Origin of the sequence: Streptomyces sp. NPDC006602, assembly GCF_042870385.1 — a bacterium.
Classification (GTDB): Bacteria; Actinomycetota; Actinomycetes; order Streptomycetales; family Streptomycetaceae; genus Streptomyces.
Map to the genome: position 1 here is coordinate 96,394 of NZ_JBIAHG010000003.1, position 18,754 is coordinate 115,147.

The 18,754-nt window shown below is 69.6% G+C and carries 15 protein-coding genes and 1 tRNA gene; 3 read left to right on the forward strand and 13 right to left on the reverse strand.

Annotated features, from left to right (window positions below; genetic code table 11):
* Positions 1-26: 26 nt before the first annotated feature.
* From prmC to ACFYO2_RS09245, 12 genes are all read right to left on the reverse strand, one after another.
* Entirely contained in the window at positions 27-872 is an 846-nt protein-coding gene (gene prmC / locus ACFYO2_RS09190; RefSeq protein WP_388346331.1) for a peptide chain release factor N(5)-glutamine methyltransferase, read from the reverse strand.
* 45 nt (positions 873-917) lie between these two features.
* Positions 918-1,994: a peptide chain release factor 1 gene (gene prfA, locus ACFYO2_RS09195; RefSeq protein WP_388346333.1), complete on the reverse strand. Its 1,077-nt coding sequence runs from the start codon at positions 1,992-1,994 to the stop codon at positions 918-920.
* Between the two features lie 110 nt (positions 1,995-2,104).
* Positions 2,105-2,326, reverse strand: coding sequence for a 50S ribosomal protein L31 (gene rpmE, locus ACFYO2_RS09200; RefSeq protein ID WP_016438250.1), 222 nt, complete (start codon positions 2,324-2,326; stop codon positions 2,105-2,107).
* A 195-nt stretch (positions 2,327-2,521) separates the two neighbouring features.
* Positions 2,522-3,661: an LCP family protein gene (locus ACFYO2_RS09205; protein WP_388346336.1), complete on the reverse strand. Its 1,140-nt coding sequence runs from the start codon at positions 3,659-3,661 to the stop codon at positions 2,522-2,524.
* A 206-nt stretch (positions 3,662-3,867) separates the two neighbouring features.
* Positions 3,868-5,685 (reverse strand): trypsin-like serine protease, encoded by a 1,818-nt coding sequence (locus ACFYO2_RS09210; RefSeq protein ID WP_388347542.1) that lies wholly within the window; start codon positions 5,683-5,685, stop codon positions 3,868-3,870.
* Between the two features lie 206 nt (positions 5,686-5,891).
* Positions 5,892-8,054 (reverse strand): transcription termination factor Rho, encoded by a 2,163-nt coding sequence (gene rho / locus ACFYO2_RS09215; RefSeq protein WP_388346338.1) that lies wholly within the window; start codon positions 8,052-8,054, stop codon positions 5,892-5,894.
* Positions 8,055-8,462: 408 nt separating this feature from the next.
* A complete protein-coding gene (thrB, locus tag ACFYO2_RS09220; RefSeq protein WP_388346341.1) occupies positions 8,463-9,392 on the reverse strand; it encodes a homoserine kinase in 930 nt (309 codons plus the stop codon).
* Between the two features lie 289 nt (positions 9,393-9,681).
* On the reverse strand, positions 9,682-10,740 hold the full coding sequence (thrC, locus tag ACFYO2_RS09225) for a threonine synthase (protein ID WP_388346344.1): 1,059 nt from the start codon (positions 10,738-10,740) through the stop codon (positions 9,682-9,684).
* A gap of 6 nt (positions 10,741-10,746) precedes the next feature.
* Complete coding sequence (locus ACFYO2_RS09230) at positions 10,747-12,039, reverse strand: homoserine dehydrogenase (RefSeq protein ID WP_388346347.1); 1,293 nt, start codon at positions 12,037-12,039, stop codon at positions 10,747-10,749.
* A gap of 167 nt (positions 12,040-12,206) precedes the next feature.
* Positions 12,207-13,598: a diaminopimelate decarboxylase gene (gene lysA / locus ACFYO2_RS09235; protein WP_388346349.1), complete on the reverse strand. Its 1,392-nt coding sequence runs from the start codon at positions 13,596-13,598 to the stop codon at positions 12,207-12,209.
* A 16-nt stretch (positions 13,599-13,614) separates the two neighbouring features.
* The gene (gene nrtL, locus ACFYO2_RS09240) at positions 13,615-14,664 is read right to left on the reverse strand and encodes an ArgS-related anticodon-binding protein NrtL (protein WP_388346352.1); all 1,050 of its coding nucleotides are present in this window, start codon (positions 14,662-14,664) and stop codon (positions 13,615-13,617) included.
* Between the two features lie 123 nt (positions 14,665-14,787).
* Entirely contained in the window at positions 14,788-15,303 is a 516-nt protein-coding gene (locus tag ACFYO2_RS09245) for a response regulator (RefSeq protein ID WP_388346354.1), read from the reverse strand.
* A gap of 155 nt (positions 15,304-15,458) precedes the next feature.
* Here ACFYO2_RS09245 and ACFYO2_RS09250 point away from each other — a divergent pair.
* The 3 genes from ACFYO2_RS09250 (at position 15,459) to ACFYO2_RS09260 (ending at position 16,924) form a co-directional block, all read left to right on the forward strand.
* Positions 15,459-15,530 (forward strand) — tRNA-Arg (locus ACFYO2_RS09250).
* A 396-nt stretch (positions 15,531-15,926) separates the two neighbouring features.
* Positions 15,927-16,247: a hypothetical protein gene (locus tag ACFYO2_RS09255; RefSeq protein WP_388346357.1), complete on the forward strand. Its 321-nt coding sequence runs from the start codon at positions 15,927-15,929 to the stop codon at positions 16,245-16,247.
* On the forward strand, positions 16,247-16,924 hold the full coding sequence (locus tag ACFYO2_RS09260) for a nucleotidyl transferase AbiEii/AbiGii toxin family protein (RefSeq protein WP_388346359.1): 678 nt from the start codon (positions 16,247-16,249) through the stop codon (positions 16,922-16,924). Before ACFYO2_RS09255 ends, ACFYO2_RS09260 begins: the two co-directional genes overlap by 1 nt.
* Before the next feature lie 200 nt (positions 16,925-17,124).
* On the opposite strand, the gene ACFYO2_RS09265 is transcribed toward ACFYO2_RS09260, so the two are convergent.
* Positions 17,125-18,723 (reverse strand): PucR family transcriptional regulator, encoded by a 1,599-nt coding sequence (locus ACFYO2_RS09265; protein WP_388346361.1) that lies wholly within the window; start codon positions 18,721-18,723, stop codon positions 17,125-17,127.
* Positions 18,724-18,754 lie beyond the last annotated feature (31 nt).

The window sequence follows — 18,754 nt, forward strand, 5'->3', positions numbered from 1 at the left end:
CTTCTGGAAAAGACTCTGCGGGGCGCTCACGGCGTCGCCCTGCGGGCGGTCGCGAAGCGGGGGCGGTTGTTGAGGTCGGGGTGGTCGGCCGCGTCGGCCCAGCCCCGCTCCTCGGTGAAGATCCACGGCACCTGGCCGCCCTGGGTGTCGGCGTGCTCGATGACGACGACACCGCCCGGGCGCAGGAGCCGGTGTGCGGTGCGTTCGATGCCGCGGATCAGGTCGAGGCCGTCCTCGCCCGAGAACAGGGCGAGTTCGGGGTCGTAGTCGCGTGCCTCGGGTGCGACGTACTCCCATTCGGTCAGCGGGATGTACGGCGGGTTGGAGATGACCAGGTCGACCTGGCCGTCGAGGTCCGGGAAGGCGTCCAGGGCGTTGCCCTGACGCAGGTCGACCCTGGACCCCGCCATGTTCTTGCGCGTCCACGTCAGGGCGTCCTCGGACAGCTCCACGGCGTGCACACGGGAGCGCGGGACCTCCTGGGCGAGGGCGAGGGCGATCGCGCCGGACCCGGTGCACAGGTCGACGATGAGCGGCTCGACCACGTCCATCGCGCGTACGGCGTCTATGGCCCAGCCGACCACGGACTCCGTCTCGGGACGCGGGACGAACACCCCTGGCCCGACCTGGAGTTCCAGGTACCGGAAGAAGGCCCGCCCGGTGATGTGCTGCAGCGGCTCGCGCTGTTCACGCCGGGCGATGACCTCCCAGTAGCGGGCGTCGAAGTCCGAGTCCTTCACGGAGTGCAGCTCGCCCCGCTTCACGCCGTGCACGAACGCGGCGAGCTCCTCCGCGTCGTTGCGCGGCGAGGGAACGCCGGCGTCGGCCAGCCGCTGGGTGGCCTGGGCCACCTCTGCGAGCAGCAGGTTCACGCAAAGTCCTCCGTGTCGTCCTCGTGCGTGGGTACGTCCTTGCGCTTACGCGGCCGCCAGCTTCGCTGCCGAGTCCGCGTCGACGCAGGCCTGGATCACCGCGTCGAGGTCGCCGTCCAGGACCTGGTCCAGGTTGTACGACTTGAAGCCGACGCGGTGGTCCGAGATGCGGTTCTCCGGGAAGTTGTACGTACGGATCTTCTCGGAGCGGTCGACGGTGCGGACCTGGCTGCGGCGGGCGTCGGCGGCCTCACGCTCCGCCTCCTCCTGCGCCGCGGCAAGCAGCCTGGAGCGCAGGATACGCATCGCCTGCTCCTTGTTCTGCAGCTGGCTCTTCTCGTTCTGGCAGGAGGCGACGACTCCGGTGGGCATGTGCGTGATGCGCACCGCGGAGTCGGTGGTGTTGACGGACTGACCGCCGGGACCGGAGGACCGGTAGACGTCGATACGGAGGTCGTTGGGGTTGATCTCCACCTCCACCTCCTCCGCCTCGGGCGTCACCAGGACACCTGCCGCGGAGGTGTGGATACGGCCCTGCGACTCGGTCGCCGGCACGCGCTGCACGCGGTGCACGCCGCCCTCGTACTTCATGCGGGCCCACACGCCCTGCCCGGGCTCGGTCGCCCCCTGGCCGCCCTTGGTCTTCACGGCGACCTGGACGTCCTTGTAGCCGCCCAGCTCGGACTCGGTGGCGTCGATGATCTCGGTCTTCCAGCCGACCCGCTCGGCGTACCGCAGGTACATGCGCAGCAGATCGCCGGCGAACAGGGCCGACTCGTCGCCGCCCGCGCCCGCCTTGATCTCCAGGATGACGTCCTTCTCGTCGCTGGGGTCGCGCGGGACGAGGAGAAGGCGCAGCTTCTCCGTCAGTTCCTCGCGCTGCTTCTCCAGCTCCTTGACCTCGGCCGCGAAGTCGGGGTCGACGGCGGCGTACTCGCGCCCGGTCTCGATGTCGTCGCCGGTCTGCTTCCATGCGCGGTACGTGGCGACGATCGGGGTGAGCTCGGCGTACCGCTTGTTCAGCTTGCGCGCGTTGGCCTGGTCGGAGTGGACCGACGGATCGGCCAGCCTCTTCTCCAGGTCGGCGTGCTCACCAACGAGGTCCTCGACGGCCTCGAACATCTTTCGGCTCCTGTACTGCTGAGAAAAGGGGGGAAGGCGGACGACCAAAAACGCCGGTCCCGGTGCGCCCGGGAAGGGGGCGCGACCGTGGACCGGCGAAATGGGGCTCGCTACTTCTTGGAGCCGGCAGCCTTGCCGAAGCGGGCCTCGAAGCGGGCCACACGGCCACCGGTGTCGAGGATCTTCTGCTTGCCCGTGTAGAACGGGTGGCACTCGGAGCAGACCTCGGCACGGACGGTGCCGGAGCTGATGGTGCTACGAGTGGTGAACGAGGCGCCACAGGTGCAGCTGACCTGCGTCTCGACGTACTCGGGGTGGATGTCGCGCTTCAAGGTGTCTCCTAGTTTCGGGAGGGCGCCGGGTCGCAGCCGCGGGATGCGGAGGCGTGAACCGGGGCCGACGTACCAGTCTGCCAGGACTGGGGCCATCCCCCAAAACGGGGGGCGGGCGTCGGGTATTCCCCGCGGGCCGGTGGGGGGCTGCTCGCGCCCACGCGGTGGAGCCGCACATCGATACAGCCCGCACCCCTACGAGGCGGCGCTCACCACGCCCTTGGCGTCACCGGTGGCCGTGCCGGTCGTGGCCGACTTCGGGATCGCCCTGTCGTTCTCCAGGGCCGTCCACACCTGCTTGGCCTTGGCCTCCTCGACGATGACCCGGTTCGGGTTCGCCGGGTCGTACTTCACCGGCATCGTGACCATGTTCATGTGGGCGGAACTGATGCCCTTCAGGCCCTTGGCGAAAGACATGAGCGAGTTGATCGAGCCCAGGTCGGAGTCGGTCGTGACGGCCTTGGTGGCGGTGTTGGCGAGGTCGTACAGCTTGGTGCCACCGCCGAACAGGTCGATGCTCTTGACCTGGTCGATCAGCGCCTTGATGAAGGCCTGTTGAAGCTGGATGCGGCCGAGGTCTGAGCCGTCTCCGACGCCGTGCCGGGTGCGGACCAGGCCGAGGGACTGCTCGCCGGTGAGCGTGTGCGTGCCGGCCTTCAGGTCGAGGTGGCTGTCGGGGTCCTTGATGTCCTTGGTCGTGGTGACCTTGACTCCGCCGAGCTCGTCGATGATCTTCTCGAAGCCGCTGAAGTCGACCTCGAGGTAGTGGTCCATGCGGATGCCGCTGATGGTCTCGACGGTCTTCACCGCACAGGCGGCGCCCCCGGTCGAGTACGCGGAGTTGAACATCACTCCGGACGCGGCGTCGTGCGTTTCGCCCTTGGTGTCGGTGCACTCGGGGCGGTCGATGATGGTGTCGCGCGGTATGGAGACCACGCTGGCCTTCTTGTGGCCTTCGTAGACGTGCACGACCATCGCGGTGTCGGAGCGGGCGCTGCCGTCGTCGGTGCCGCCGCCGAGCTTCTTGTTGCTGCCGGAGCGTGTGTCCGAGCCGAGGACGAGGATGTTCTCGGAGCCGTTGTCGACCTTGGTCGGCCGGTCGGTGCCGAGGGCCGAATCGATGTCGACGCTCTTGATGTTGCCGTTGAGTTTGAAGTACACGTAGCCGGCGCCGGTGCCGCCGAGGATGACGATGCCCGCCGCGGTCCAGGCCGTGATGAGGACGCCCTTGCGGCGCTTGCCTCGGGGCTTGCGTCGGCTGCCCTTGGCTCGATGGCGGCCCTTGATGCCGGCATCACCCGCTGTGCCGGGCTCCGGCGTGCTCTCGGCTGACATGTGCTCCTCGAATCTCGTCCGGTCGGTTACCCCCTGCTTTCAGGGTCAGGCGTGGTCGTCAGGGACTCGTACCGCACCACTGTCGCTCCGCCTGGTCAGACGGCGAAACTCGGAAAAGGGTTGCACGACGCGCTGTGGCCACCCTGTGCAGCGGTGGCCACAGCGCGTAACGGACTATCCGGGATGAACGCAGCTCACCAGCGGTTTCAGCCGAAGATGTCGTACTGCTTGAAATCGGTCCCCACGGAGACCCTTGTGGCAAAGATCTCGCTCGTGGCCTTGCCGGTGCCCTTGTACAGATAGAGCGTGCCGCCGGGCGTACGGGCCAGGAAGTCGGCCTTGCCGTCGCCGTTGACGTCACCGACCGCGTCGAAGGCGTTGTACGTCGTGCTGCTCCAGGTGCGCACCTTGACCCGCGCGGAGAAGGCTGCGCTGCCGGACTTGCCGGTGCCCTTGTACAGGTAGACGTAGCCGTTGCTCTTGCCGCGGGCGATCAGGTCGGTCTTGCCGTCGCCGGTGAAGTCGCCGTGGCCGCGCAGGGAGTCGTACTGGTTCCAGCCGGAGCCGAACTGCACGCGGGCCGCGAAGGTGCCGTTGCCCTTGCCGGGGTAGATCCAAAGGACGCCCGCGGAGTCGACCGAGAGCATGTCGGGCAGGTAGTCGCCGGTGACGTCGCCGGGGGTGAGGACGCGGGTGCGGGTCTTCCAGTTGTCGAAGATCTGCTGGGGGTCGGCCCAGCTCTCGGTGGCCGGGACGTAGCGCCACCAGTAGACGTCACCGGTCGTGCTCTCGCGGTACACGAAGTCCTGGTAGCCGTCCCGGTTGAGGTCGGTCTGCAGGACGACGTTGACGCCGCTCCAGTTGCCCCAGGACTGACGGGCGCCGAAGGAACTGCCCGTGGAGTCCTTCTCGTAGCCGGTCTTGGTGGAGGCGTTGCGCACCCACAGGTCGGCCTTGTGGTCGAAGCTGAGGTTGGTGTCGTCGACGCGCGGATAGGCGGCGCCGACGTACGTGCTCACCTTGGTGAAGACGCTGTACGCGCCCTTGGTCACGCAGTTGGGCACGCCCCAGGAGACGACGCCCACGATCCGGTTGTTCACGACCAGCGGGCCGCCGGAGTCGCCGTTGCAGGCGGACGTCGTACCGGAGTCGCTGCCGGTGGCGGGGGTGCCCGCGCAGACCATGTGGCCCTTGACGAAGTCGGAGCCGTAGTAGCCGGCGCAGGTGGCGTCGGACTTGATCGGCAGCGTCGCCGTCTTCAGCGTCTCGGAGATGTCCTGCGTGGTGGAGGTGGTACGGCCCCAGCCGTAGAGCTTCGCACTGGTGCCGGAGGCGTACGAGGCGGTGTCACCGGACGTCGTCATGCGGATCGGCGCGGCCTTGACGGGGCGCGCCAGGGTGAGCACCGCGAGGTCGTTGTCGATGGTCCGCGCGTTGTACGACGGGTGGTTCCACTGCCGCAGGACCCCGCTGACGGTGCCGCCGTGCAGGTCGCCCTCCGAGGGCAGTTGGGAGGTGCCGGTCACGACGGCGCCGCCCGCGTGCCAGTCGTAGCCCTTCACGCAGTGCGCGGCGGTGAGGATCTTCGTCGGCGCGATGACGGCACCACCGCAGAAGAAGCCGGTGTCGTCGCCCTCGTCGGTGGTGCCCTGGTCGTCGGTGTACCAGAGCTGCGCCATCCACGGGGCGGTGGTGATGGTGGTCGTCGTACCGCCGATGACCTTCGGGTCGACGGTGGACGTGCCGGTGCCGGTGCCGGTGTCGGTGCTCGCGCTGAGCGAGGTCTTGGCCGTCGTGCCGCCCGGGGTGTCGTCACCCGCCATGGCGTCGGCGATCCGCTGCTCCAGCTCGGCGAGCGACGGCTGCGCGACCGCGGCCTTGACCGGCGGTTTCGGCGCGACGCCGGTGGCGGCGCCCGCGGACGACGTCAACAGCGCGGCAGCCACGGCGGCGACCACACCGGCCGCGCCGACCGGCAGGGCGATCCGTATCCGCCGTCTGTGTCGGCCACCGCCCCCGGACATGGGTGTACCCACGTAAGTCCCCCCCAAGGATCATGAGTTCAAGGTCGTGAATCCGACCGAAGGCGCGATCTTAACCCGCCCCCAACCAGCAGAAAGGGCCGCCCCCTATGAACAGGGGGCGGCCCAACGCCCTAAGGGGCGCGAGGAACTGCGCGACAAGCCACAACGAATCCGCGGCCGACAACCAACAACGGGCTCAACGGCGACTAGTCACCGTTACCGGGCGTCGGCGTCGTCTTCTGGATCTGCAGCAGGAACTCCGCGTTCGACTTCGTCTGCCTCATCTTGTCGAGAAGCAGCTCGATCGCCTGCTGCTGGTCGAGCGCGTGCAGCACCCGGCGCAGCTTCCAGGTGATGGCGAGCTCGTCGCTGCCGAGCAGGAGCTCTTCCTTACGGGTGCCGGACGCGTCGACGTCCACCGCCGGGAAGACCCGCTTGTCGGCGAGCTTCCGGTCGAGCTTGAGCTCGGCGTTGCCCGTGCCCTTGAACTCCTCGAAGATCACCTCGTCCATGCGGGACCCGGTGTCGACGAGAGCCGTCGCCAGGATGGTGAGCGAGCCACCGTCCTCGATGTTGCGCGCGGCACCGAAGAAGCGCTTCGGCGGGTACAGCGCGGTCGAGTCGACACCACCGGACAGGATGCGGCCGGAAGCGGGCGCGGCCAGGTTGTAGGCACGGCCGAGACGCGTGATCGAGTCGAGCAGCACGACCACGTCGTGGCCCAGCTCCACCAGACGCTTGGCGCGCTCGATGGCGAGCTCGGCGACCGTGGTGTGGTCCTCGGCCGGGCGGTCGAAGGTCGAGGAGATGACCTCGCCCTTGACCGACCGCTGCATGTCGGTGACCTCTTCCGGACGCTCGTCGACCAGGACGACCATCAGGTGGCACTCGGGGTTGTTGTGCGTGATCGCGTTGGCGATCGCCTGCATGATCATGGTCTTGCCGGTCTTCGGCGGGGCCACGATCAGACCGCGCTGGCCCTTACCGATCGGCGCGACGAGGTCGATGATGCGGGTGGTGAGGACGCCCGGGTCCGTCTCCAGACGGAGGCGGTCCTGCGGGTAGAGCGGGGTCAGCTTGTTGAACTCCGGCCGTCCGCGTCCGGATTCGGGCGCCATGCCGTTCTGGGAGTCCAGGCGGACCAGCGCGTTGAACTTCTCGCGGCGCTCGCCTTCCTTGGGCTGACGCACGGCACCGGTGACGTGGTCGCCCTTGCGCAGGCCGTTCTTGCGGACCTGGGCGAGGGAGACGTAGACGTCGTTGGGACCGGGCAGGTAGCCCGACGTACGGATGAAGGCGTAGTTGTCGAGGATGTCGAGGATGCCCGCGACCGGGATCAGGACATCGTCGTCGGCGAGCTGCGGCTCGGGGCCGCCCATCTCGTCACGACCGCGACGGCCACGGCGGTCGCGGTAGCGGCCGCGACGGCCACGGCGGCCGCCGTCGAAGTCGTCGTCGTCCTGCGGGCCGGTGTCGCGCTGGCGGTCCTGGCGGTCCTGACGACCGCCGCCACCCTGCTGCTGACGGTCCTGCCTGTCCGGGCGGTCCTGACGGTCCTGCCTGTCCGGGCGGTCCTGACGGTCCTGCCTGTCCGGGCGGTCCTGGCGCTGCTGCTGGCCGCCGCCCTGTCCGCCCTGTTGGTCGTCGACCTTGCGGCGGTCACCGCGGTCACCGCGGTCGCTGCGGTCGCGGCCTCGCTCACGACGGTCGCGCCGACGGCCCTCGGCGCCGTCGGCGTCGGCCTGCGCCTGCGGGGCGGGCGTCTCGGCCTTGGGCTCGTTCTTCGCCTCGGCGGTGACCGTCTCGGGGCTGCCGGCCTCGGCCGTGGCACGGCGACGACGGCGCTCCACGGGAGCCTCGTCTCCCCCACGCTCGGCGGCTCCCCCACGCTCGGCGGCGCTCGCGCGGGAGGTGCCCCCATCGCGGGAGGGGTCGCCGGCCGGCTGGCCGGGGATCTCGATCTGCTGCTGGGCCACGGCCTTATCGGCGGGGGCCTCGGCCTTCACGGCCGCCTTCTTCGCGGCGGCGGGAGCGGCATCGTCGCCCGTACGGGCCTTGGAGGTGGCCCGGCGCTTGGGCTTGGTCTCGGCTGCGTCACCGGCGGGAGCTGCGGCCTTGGGAGCCGCGGCACCTCCCCCGGCCTGCGCTTCCTTGATGACCTCGATCAGCTGGCTCTTGCGCATCCGCGCGGTGCCCCTGATGCCGAGGCCCGAGGCGACCTGCTGCAGTTCGGCCAGCACCATGCCCTCGAGGCCGGTACCGCGGCGCCGCCGGGAGCCGGCACCGGTGGCAGGCGCGGAGGCGTCCGTGGCGGGCGCGGCAGCTGTCTCCTCGACACGTGCGCCCATCAGATCGGTGGTGTCGCTCACGAAGGGTCCTTCCCTGGAGCGGACGTCGGCCTGTCTGGCTCGGCGACCGGTTGTGCTGTCCGGCTTCGGTCCTTGCTGTGTGGACCGTGCCGGGGCGGTGGTCCGCCTAGACGGCGGAGGAATGTGATGACGGCGCTTCCCGAAGCAGTGGCACTGACTGTCTGTGTCACGTGGCTTGGTCGCACCGGTTCCGGAGCGTGCCCGGCAAGTCGCTCAGTGCCCGCATACGACGTACTGCCCGCGTACGTCGTATGAAACACAGTGCGGCTTGGGAGGCTCCCGGAAGAGTGTCCGTCCCGGACGGGGACGTGAAGCACCTCGCCATGGTGGGGTCGGGTGCAGACTTGAGGTTAACACTACCGGATCCAACAAACATTCCCCCTCTCGAAATCCGGCATGCGCCGGATCTCAGATGTCACTGGTGGGCGCGAGCGGCAGCACGCTCGCCCCCTGGGCGTCGAGTTCGAGCCGGTTCGCGGCCCAGCCCCCGCCCGCCAGATGGGCGACCTTGTCGGCGCTCTCGCCGTCCACCAGCGCGAGCACCGTGGGGCCCGCGCCGGAGATCACTGCCGGGACTCCATCGGCCCGCAGCCGCTCCACCAGCGCCGCGCTCTCCGGCATGGCCGGCGCGCGATATTCCTGGTGGAGACGGTCCTCGGTGGCGGGCAGCAGCAGCTCGGGACGCCTGGTCAGGGCCTCGACGAGCAGGGCCGCTCGGCCCGCGTTGGTGGCCGCGTCGACGTGCGGCACGGTGCGCGGGAGCAGTCCGCGCGCGGTCTCCGTCAGGAGCGGCTTACCGGGCACGAAAACCACCGGAACGATGGAATCGGCCGGATCCATCCTGATCGCCCGGGCGGCGCCGGCCTCCATCCAGGAGAGCGTGAATCCGCCGAGCAGACAGGCCGCCACGTTGTCGGGGTGGCCCTCGATCTCGGTGGCGAGCTCGAGCAGCGCGGTGTCGTCCAGCCTGGCCTCGCCGCCTATGGTCACGGCGCGCGCGGCGACGATGCCGGCGCAGATGGCGGCCGAGGACGAGCCGAGGCCCCGGCCGTGCGGGATGCGGTTCGCGCAGACGATCTCCAGACCGCGCGGCTGTCCGCCGAGCAGGTCGAAGGCGGTGCGCAGGGACCGTACGAGGAGGTGGCTCTCGTCGCGCGGGAGCGTCTCGCTGCCCTCACCCGCGATGTCGACGTGCAGCCCCGAGTCGGCCACCCGGACGACGACGTCGTCGTACAGCCCCAGCGAGAGGCCGAGGGCGTCGAAGCCCGGGCCGAGGTTGGCGCTGGTGGCGGGGACGCGCACCCGGACGGCGGCGGCGCGGAATGCTGGACCGGCCATCTCTCGATGACTCTCCTTGAGCTGCGGGACTGTCGAAGACATTCGATACGTACGGAGGTTCCCCGGTGCGTCAGGACCCTGGGAACCGCTTCCGGGCCGCGGAGACGACGCGGCACCCGGCCATATGCGGAGGCATATGCGGCGGGCGGGTTCGGTACAGCCTATCGAAGGAAGGTTCTGTGGCGACATAGGGCGCACAGGAGGCGCACGATGCGTGTCGTAAGCCCCCTGTGCCACCCCCTGCGGGTTAACCCTTCGCGGAGGTCAGCGGGATGCCCCCTCGCGAAGGTCAGACGAGCCCGAGGCGCTCGGCCGCCGTCGCCGCGTCGACCGGGACGGTGACCGGCTGCGGGGCACCCGCGACCGCCCAGTCGGGGTCCTTGAGGCCGTTGCCGGTGACCGTGCACACGATCTGCTGCCCCGGGTCGACCTTGCCCTGCTCGGCGGCCTTCAGCAGACCGGCCACGGACGCGGCGGACGCCGGCTCGACGAAGACACCCTCCTGAGCGGCCAACAGCCGGTAGGCGCGCAGGATTTCACGGTCCGTCACCTCGTCGATGAGGCCGCCGGACTCGTCCCGCGCCGCCAGTGCGAACTTCCAGGACGCGGGGTTGCCGATCCGGATCGCGGTCGCGATGGTCGACGGGTCCTTGACGATCTCGCCGCGCACGATCGGGGCACTGCCGGAGGCCTGGAAACCCCACATGCGGGGCGTCCTGGCGGCGATGCCGTCGGCGGCGTACTCCTTGTAGCCCTTCCAGTACGCCGTGATGTTGCCCGCGTTGCCGACCGGCAGGACGTGGATGTCGGGGGCGTCGCCGAGCATGTCCACGATCTCGAACGCGGCTGTCTTCTGGCCCTCGATGCGCACCGGGTTGACCGAATTGACCAGCGAGACGGGATAGTTGTCGCTCAGGGCGCGGGCGAGCGTGAGGCAGTCGTCGAAGTTGCCGTCGACCTGGAGGATCTTGGCGCCGTGCACCAGCGCCTGCCCCATCTTGCCGAGCGCGATCTTACCCCGCGGGACGAGAACGGCGCAGACCATTCCGGCCCGTACCGCGTACGCGGCCGCGGAGGCGGAGGTGTTGCCGGTGGAGGCGCAGATCACAGCCTTCGCGCCCTCCTCCTTGGCCCGCGTGATGGCCATGGTCATGCCGCGGTCCTTGAAGGACCCGGTGGGGTTGGCGCCCTCCACCTTGAGGTGGACCTCGCAGCCGGTGCGCTCGGAGAGCACCTGCGCGGGCACGAGGGGCGTGCCGCCCTCACGGAGCGTCACGACCGGCGTGGTGTCGGACACCGGCAGCCGGTCCCGGTACTCCTCGATGATTCCGCGCCACTGGTGGGTCATTGCTGGTTACTCTCCTTCAACCCGCATGATGCTGGCGACACCACGCACGGTGTCGAGCTTGCGCAACGCCTCGACGGTGCCGCCCAGGGCGGCGTCGGACGCTCGGTGCGTGACGACGACGAGAGAGGCCTCGCCGTCCTTCCCCTGCTGGCGAACCGTATCGATCGAGACACCGTGCTCGGCGAACACGGTGGCGACCTGGGCGAGAACACCCGGTTTGTCCGCCACGTCGAGGCTGATGTGGTAGCGCGTGACGACCGCGCCCATGCCCGAGACGGGCAGCGCGGCGTACGACGACTCGCCCGGCCCGGTGGCGCCGTTGAGCCGGTTGCGGCAGACCGCCACGAGGTCGCCGAGCACGGCGGAGGCGGTGGGGGCGCCGCCGGCGCCGGGGCCGTAGAACATCAGCTGCCCGGAGGCGTCGGACTCGACGAACACGGCGTTGTACGCGCCGCGCACGGAGGCGAGCGGGTGGGTCAGCGGAATCATCGCGGGATGCACGCGCGCGGTGACGGACCCGCCGTCCTCCGCCCGCTCGCAGATGGCCAGCAACTTGATGGTGCAGCCCATCTCCCTCGCGGAGGCGAAGTCGGCGGAGGTGACCTCGGTCATGCCCTCGCGGTAGACGTCGTCGAGCCGCACGCGCGTGTGGAAGGCGATCCCGGCGAGAATGGCGGCCTTGGCGGCGGCGTCGAACCCCTCGACGTCGGCGGTGGGGTCGGCCTCGGCGTACCCGAGGGCGGTGGCCTCGTCGAGGGCCTCCTGATAACCCGCGCCCGTGTTGTCCATCTTGTCGAGGATGAAGTTGGTCGTCCCGTTGACGATCCCGAGCACTCGGTTGACCTTGTCGCCGGCGAGGGACTCGCGCAGCGGCCGGATCAGCGGGATGGCACCGGCGACGGCGGCCTCGTAGTAGAGGTCCTTGTTGTTCGCCTCCGCCGCCGCATGGAGGTCGGCTCCGTCCTGCGCGAGGAGGGCCTTGTTCGCGGAGACGACCGAGGCGCCGTGCTCGAACGCGGTGGTGATCAGCGTACGGGCCGGCTCGATACCGCCGATGACCTCGACGACCACGTCGATGTCACCGCGTTTGACGAGGGCGGTGGCATCGGTGGTGACGAGGGCGGGGTCGATGCCTTCGCGCACCTTGGACGGCCGTCGTACGGCCACACCGGCGAGCTCCACGGGGGCACCGATCCGCGCGGCGAGGTCGTCGGCGTGCGTCGTCATGATGCGCGCCACCTCTGAGCCGACCACTCCACAGCCCAGCAGCGCCACCTTCAGCGGACGCGTACGCATCATCCGACCTCGTTTCCTCATACCGTCACGGTTGGACCAGTCTCACTCACCGGACGGGACTTTCTATCCCATGTCCGGATCGTGAGACATCGATTTCATTTGTCCAGGGGCGGAAGACAGGAGATCTTCCGCTTCCTGTTTCATGTCGTTTCATGTCCTCTTGACGGGGCTCACCCGACGTCGAGGCGCAGGAGGTCCTCCTCCGTCTCGCGGCGGACGATGACCCGGGACTCGCCGTCGTTGACCGCGACGACCGGCGGGCGCAGCACATGGTTGTAGTTGCTGGCCATGGAACGGCAGTACGCACCCGTCGCCGGTACGGCGATCAAGTCACCCGGTGCCAGGTCGGCCGGCAGGAACGCATCCTTCACCACGATGTCGCCGCTCTCACAGTGCTTGCCGACGACCCGGGCGAGCATGGGCTGGGCGTCGCTCGTCCGGGACACGAGAGCGACGCTGTACTCGGCGTCGTAGAGCGCGGTACGGATGTTGTCGGACATGCCACCGTCGACGGAGACGTACGTACGCAGCCCGTCGAGGGGCTTGATGGTGCCGACCTCGTACAGCGTGAAGGCGGTCGGACCGACGATGGCGCGCCCCGGCTCGACGGAGATGCGGGGGGTGCGGAGCTTCGCGGAGTCGCACTCACGGCTGACGATCTCCGTCAGCGCCTTGGCGATCTCGTGCGGCTCGCGCGGGTCGTCGTCGCTGGTGTAGGCGATGCCGAGGCCACCACCGAGGTCGATCTCGGGAAGCTCGACACCGTGCTCGTCGCGCACGTCCTTCAGCAGCCCGACCACCCGGTGGGCGGCGACCTCGAAGCCGGACATGTCGAAGATCTGCGATCCGATGTGGCTGTGGATCCCGATGAGTTCGAGCCCGTCGAGCTTCAGGGCCCGGCGTACGGCCTCGGCGGCCTGGCCGCCGGCCAGCGGGATGCCGAACTTCTGGTCCTCGTGGGCGGTGGCGATGAACTCGTGGGTGTGTGCCTCGACACCGACGGTGATACGGATCTGGACGCGCTGCCGCTTCCCGAGGGACTCGGCGATGTGGGCGACGCGGACGATCTCCTGGAAGGAGTCGAGGACGATCCGGCCGACGCCTGCCGCGATGGCCCGGTGGATCTCTTCCGTCGACTTGTTGTTGCCGTGGAAGGCGATGCGGTCGGCGGGCATTCCGGCGGACAGCGCGGTGGCGAGCTCACCACCGGAGCACACATCCAGGTTGAGCCCTTCCTCGTGCAGCCAGCGGACAATGGCGCGGGAGAGGAAGGCCTTGCCGGCGTAGAAGACGTCGGCGTCGTGCCCGAAGGCGGTGCGCCAGGCACGGGCGCGGGCGCGGAAGTCGGTCTCGTCGATGACGTAGGCGGGGGTGCCGTGCTCTTCGGCGAGGGCCCTGACGTCGATGCCGCCGACGGTGACGACGCCGTGGGAGTCGCGGGTGACCGTCTGGGCCCAGACCTTCGGGTCGAGGGTGTTGAGGTCGGCCGGCGGGGCCGAGTAGTGGCCCTCGGGAAGCACATCGGCGTGACGGGGCCCGGCGGGGTGTGCGGAACGGCTCATGTCTCGGGTGGCTCTCTCAGAGGTGTTGGGGTGCGTCGATGCCGAGCAGGAACAGGCCACCGGCCAGCACCGCCCCGGCGGCTTCGGCGAGCGCGAGCCGGGCACGGTGGGCGGCCGAGGGTTTCTCGTCGCCGCGCGGGAGGACGCTGGGCAGGAGCGGGACGACGGCATCGGCGACGGTGACGACGTGCCGGGCCAGGCGGTCGGGCGTGCGGTGGGTTGCGGCTTGGGCGAGGGCGCGGGGGTGGTCGGCGAGGGCGGTCAGGAGGGGGGCTTCCTCCGGGAGGGCGCCGGGATCGGGGGTGAAGCCCAGGTCGGCGGCGTTGCGGCTCAGGGCCCGGGTGCGGGCGTAGGCGTAACGGACGCGGAAGAGGGGGTTGCTCTCGCGCTGGACGAGGTGGTCGTCGGTGAGGCGGGCGTGGTCGTGGAGCGCGGGGCGGAGGAGGGCCCAGCGGGTGGCGTCGCGGCCGAGGGGGACGGGATCGGCCGGGGCCGCGGGCACTGGTCGTACGTTGACGTCGAGGGGGGCGGGTGCGCCGGGCCTGCCGTAGGCGTCGACCCGGACACCGAGGACGTCCACCCAGGCCGGCTCGGGACGGGCCTCGCAGCTGGTGCGTACGAGTGCTCCCTGCGAGCGGAGCAGCCGGGCGACGACATCCATGACGACGACGGCACGGACCTCGTGGGGGGCGTGGAGCTGGACGACCTGTCCGCTGGGCCCGTCGGCGTATCCGTACCTCTGCCCACGCCTCAGGATCTCTTCGACAAGGGCGGCGGAGGACTCGCTCCGCAAGCTGATGTTGAGGAACCCGGGCCCGGTGACGACGACGCCGGTGACGCCGTCCGCGTCTGCCAGGCGGGAGCGGAGGATCTCGGCGACGCGCAGGGGCGGCTGCCCGGCCGGGCGGGCGAGCTGGAGGGCGATGTTGGTGGCGTAATCACCACAGCCACCAGGACCAGGAGGCGTGACGACAGCCCGTCCCGGCACGGTGACGCTCAGCTCCCCCTCGTCGACAGCACGACGCACCGCGCGCAGCACGGTACGGGAGAGCTCGACGGGGGTCACGGGACAAGCGTAGGGGAGGAGGGGGGCGGGTAGGCGAGTCGGTTTCGGTGGGGTCCGGGATATGGACGGCGGGTGGTGGGCGCCGGCGGCGATGGACGCCGCAGGGCGGGTCGGCGGGTGTGCTCAGCCGCCGGCGCGGCCGGCCCGCTCGGCTTCCCCGCCCCCGAGGACACTCCCGAGGGCCACCCCGTCAGTTCCCCCGGGCACCCCGTTCCGCTCCCGCTCGATCAACTCCCGTACGAGCCGAACAAGTTCCGCGGGCTCGAAGGGCTTGGCGAGGAACGCATCGACACCGACATCGAGCCCGGCCTCGACCTCGTGCTGAGTACAGGCGCTGACGATGGCCAGGGGAAGATCGCGGGTGCGGTCGTCCGCACGCAACATCGCGGCAGTCCGAAGCCCATCAAGCCGAGGCATAACGACATCAAGGGTGACCACGTCGGGCTGCACCTGATGAACGACATCCAGACACTCGGCACCATCGGCCGCGGTCACGACCTCGATGCCCTCCAGCTCGAGATTGACCCTGATCAGCTGCCGGATGACCTTGTTGTCGTCCACAACAAGCACCCGGCCCGACGCGCCTGGCACAACTCGAGAGTAGGTCCGGACCGGCCACCGCGTCCGGGTTTTCCCCACTTCCACCCCGTGCGGGGTACCTCACCCTCCGCGGCGACGCCCCGACCCCTCGGTACGGGCCGGCCCCGACCCCCCTGACCCCGAGAAACCGTTCATGAACACCCCGACGGAACTGGTAGGGTTCTACCCGTCGCCGCGAACACCGCGACCGACACGCCCCCGTAGCTCAGGGGATAGAGCAACGGCCTCCGGAGCCGTGTGCGCAGGTTCGAATCCTGCCGGGGGCACCGGAAACTTAGGCCCTGACCAGCGGGAACGCCGGTCAGGGCCTTTCTTGTGCATGCCAAAACGCACACGGCCCACATGGCCATGACGACCCGATCCAGCAGGGCTTCGACCTGCGACTTTTACGGCACCAGGCGAACGAAATCCTGTATGTCCGATCCCGCAGATTCGCTTCGTGCGGGACATATGCGGGACGAGAGAGCCGCAAGGTGGTGCCCTTGTCGAAAGGTCCACCCTCTGATCTGCGTGTTTGCCGACAAGGACGGCCTCAAAACAGACGGAGAAACACGCCGTTTCATTTTCCCGGGCCAGTGCTCGGCTCGGACGTGAGGAGCCCGTCGCTGCAGCGGTTGCGAGCCTCGGTACCACGACACGAGGGGTTGCGGCATGCTGTGCGTATGAGCAGGTACGCCGCAGCCAGGATCTACGCGCTCCCGGAGTCACTCGACGACCTGGTCGGGCCGACTTCCGGCACCGTGACCCTGCCCCGGCACATCGACTGGGGCCCGCACTACGAGTACGACCTCGCCGATGAGGCTGACCTGCTCCTCATGTACGAGCGGGTCATCCGGGAAGCCCAGACCGCAGCCGACCTGCGGGCGTACGTGAATGTCGATCTGTTGCGCCAACGTTGGACGGCCCTGTTCCTGCCCGCTCCGGCCCGTGCGGCCTGGCAGGCCCGCTTCCCCGAGCTCGCACCCGCGGTGGCTGCGGCGTAGTGGACGAGCTGCACCGCCGACTGATCCGCATCGGGCTCGACGCGCTCGCCGACGACTTCGGCTACGCCCTGGCTGGCGGCTACGCCGTCCAGGCCCACCAGATCGTCAACCGGGTCAGCGACGACGTCGACCTTTTCGCCCCGATCAACCGGGCCACCACCGAGATGCCCGCAGCCACCGAGCGCGTCATCGCCGCCTACGAAGCCGCGGGCTTCACCGTGGAACTGGCCCATCAGAACCCGGAGCACACCTACACTCGACTGAACGTCACCGACCCCACCAGCGGCATCCAGAACAAGGTGGAACTCGTCGCCGAGTTCCTCAACCACCCGCCCGTGCCCTCCGAGCTAGGCCCGGTCCTGCACCCCGACGACGTCGCCGCCGGGAAGACCACCGCTCTGGACGGCCGGGCCGAGGTCCGCGACGCCATCGACGTCGAAGGCCTCCTCAAGGCCGGATACACCCGCGAACGCCTGATGGAGCTGGCCAGGCAGAACGACGACGGCTTCGACCCGCGCATGTTCGCCGACTCACTCGCCCGCATCCAGCGATACACCGACAAGCAGTTCGCCGCCTACGGCCTTACTGCCGCCGCAGCCGCAGCCCTGCGCGAGCGGTTCGCCGACTGGCAACACCAACTGACCGCGCCGGAGAACGAGAATCCCGCCGGAAAGTGAGCCGCCGCAGCAGCGACCGCATCCCCCTCCCGTCAGCAGCAGCCCGTACACGATGCCTGACCCGGTCAACCAGGCGGAGGGTGTCCCAGCTTGCGATCCTGCCGCGGGCACCAGTCCAATAGCCTTGGACCGATCACGCGCTGTCGTTCGGGGCTTTCGACATCCGCCCAGTGCGCCACGCGTCGTGGGGTGATGGCGGCTCAGCGCTGGAGAAGGCGCAGTTGGAGCCACACCGCGAGTCGGTCGTCGGGCTGTTCCAGGGGCAGGCCGAAGAGTTCGGCGGTGCGTCGCAGGCGGTAGCGGAGGGTGTTCGTGTGCACGCCCAGGCGTGCCGCGGCTTCGGCGACGTTGCCCACCGCTTCCAGCCAGGCGAGGACCGAGACGACGAAGTCCGTTCCTTTCTCGGTGTCATGAGCGACCATCGCGGCGACACCGGGGTGTCTCAGGCGTGGTTCGTGGCTGAGTTCGTCGCCGACGCGGGCCAGCAGGAGCCGTGCGCGCACGTCGTCGAGGGTGGCGACGGGCGGTGCGTCCGGGTGGGCGGTGGTCACCCTGAGAATGTCGTCTGTCTCGCGGCGCATCGCGGGCAGACTTGCCGGATCCGTGTCAGCAGGGGCGATCGCCGCGCGTACGAAGTCGCCGAACGAGCTGCGGATCGAGGTGAGCGCGCCTTTGGCGAGGCGGGTCGCGGCCGCGGAGCCGCCTCCGGGCAGCAGGACGTAGACGGCGCGGGATGTCGTGGCGATGCTCGCGTCGGGGCGGACGGGCACGACGTAGCGGGTCAGGGCGTGCCCCAGGTGGGCTGTCAGGGCGAGGAGACCCCTGGCGTCGGCGGAGGCCGCGAATCCGAGAAGGCCGAGTTCGGCTCCTGACGGGATGGACAGACGGAAGCTGGTCTCGTGGGTGGGCCACAGGCCCTCCAACGCGCCCAGGAGCGCGCTCTCGCGCTTTTGGAGTTCGAGTTCGCTCGCGTTGCGGTTGCGGAGAATGTGCAGTGCGGCCAGTCGTGCGCAGTCGATCAGAGCTCGTTCTCCCTCGGCGCCGATGCCGTCGGGGCTTTCGATCGCCCAGATCGTGCCGAGAGGCTGGGTGCCGGCCCTGATGGTGATGGCCGCTCGCGGCAGGGCGCCAAGGGCCTCGGGGAAGCGGACCACGCCTTCGGAGCCGAGCAGGACGCGGTAGCGCTCCAGGTTGTGGTCGATCTCCGGGACTCGGCGGCTGAGGATTCCTTCGCGGCGCAGGGAGTCGATGCGCTGATCGGGAGATGACGAGTAGGCCATCACCCGTCGGTCCAGGTCCTCGATCGCCACGGACCCGCCGATGACGGCGCTGACTGCGTTCGCCAGAGCGAAAAGACCGTCCCCGCTGTCTGCCGCCGACCCGCCGCCGACGCCTTGCGAGCCCAGGACGGAGAGCAGCAACGCGTCGAGGTGGCGCCAGGAGACCTCGTCCGCCGCCGCCAGCAGGGTGAGGCCGCTGCCCTCCGCCTCGGTGACCAGCCCGGTGCCGTTCGCCCCCCTCAGCTTGACGACCATGGCGCTGTACCCGAGGCGGGCCGCTTCCCGTACGAGTTCGGCTGCCGCGGGCTGATCGGCCAGCAGCCCCGGCATCAGCAGTACCTGGTCACGCCCGGGGGGCAGCGGGTCGGCGGGGTCGTGGAGAACGGTGCCCCGCACCGGCTGTTCCAGCGCGCCCTGCGCCGTCAGCGCGGTCAGCGCGTTGAGGATCGGCGCTCCGATGCTGTCGACGAGGTGACGGACGGTAAAGGTCCTGCCGCTTGGTCGATCGGACAACGACATGGCCAGATCCTAAACCATTCGGACTAGGACC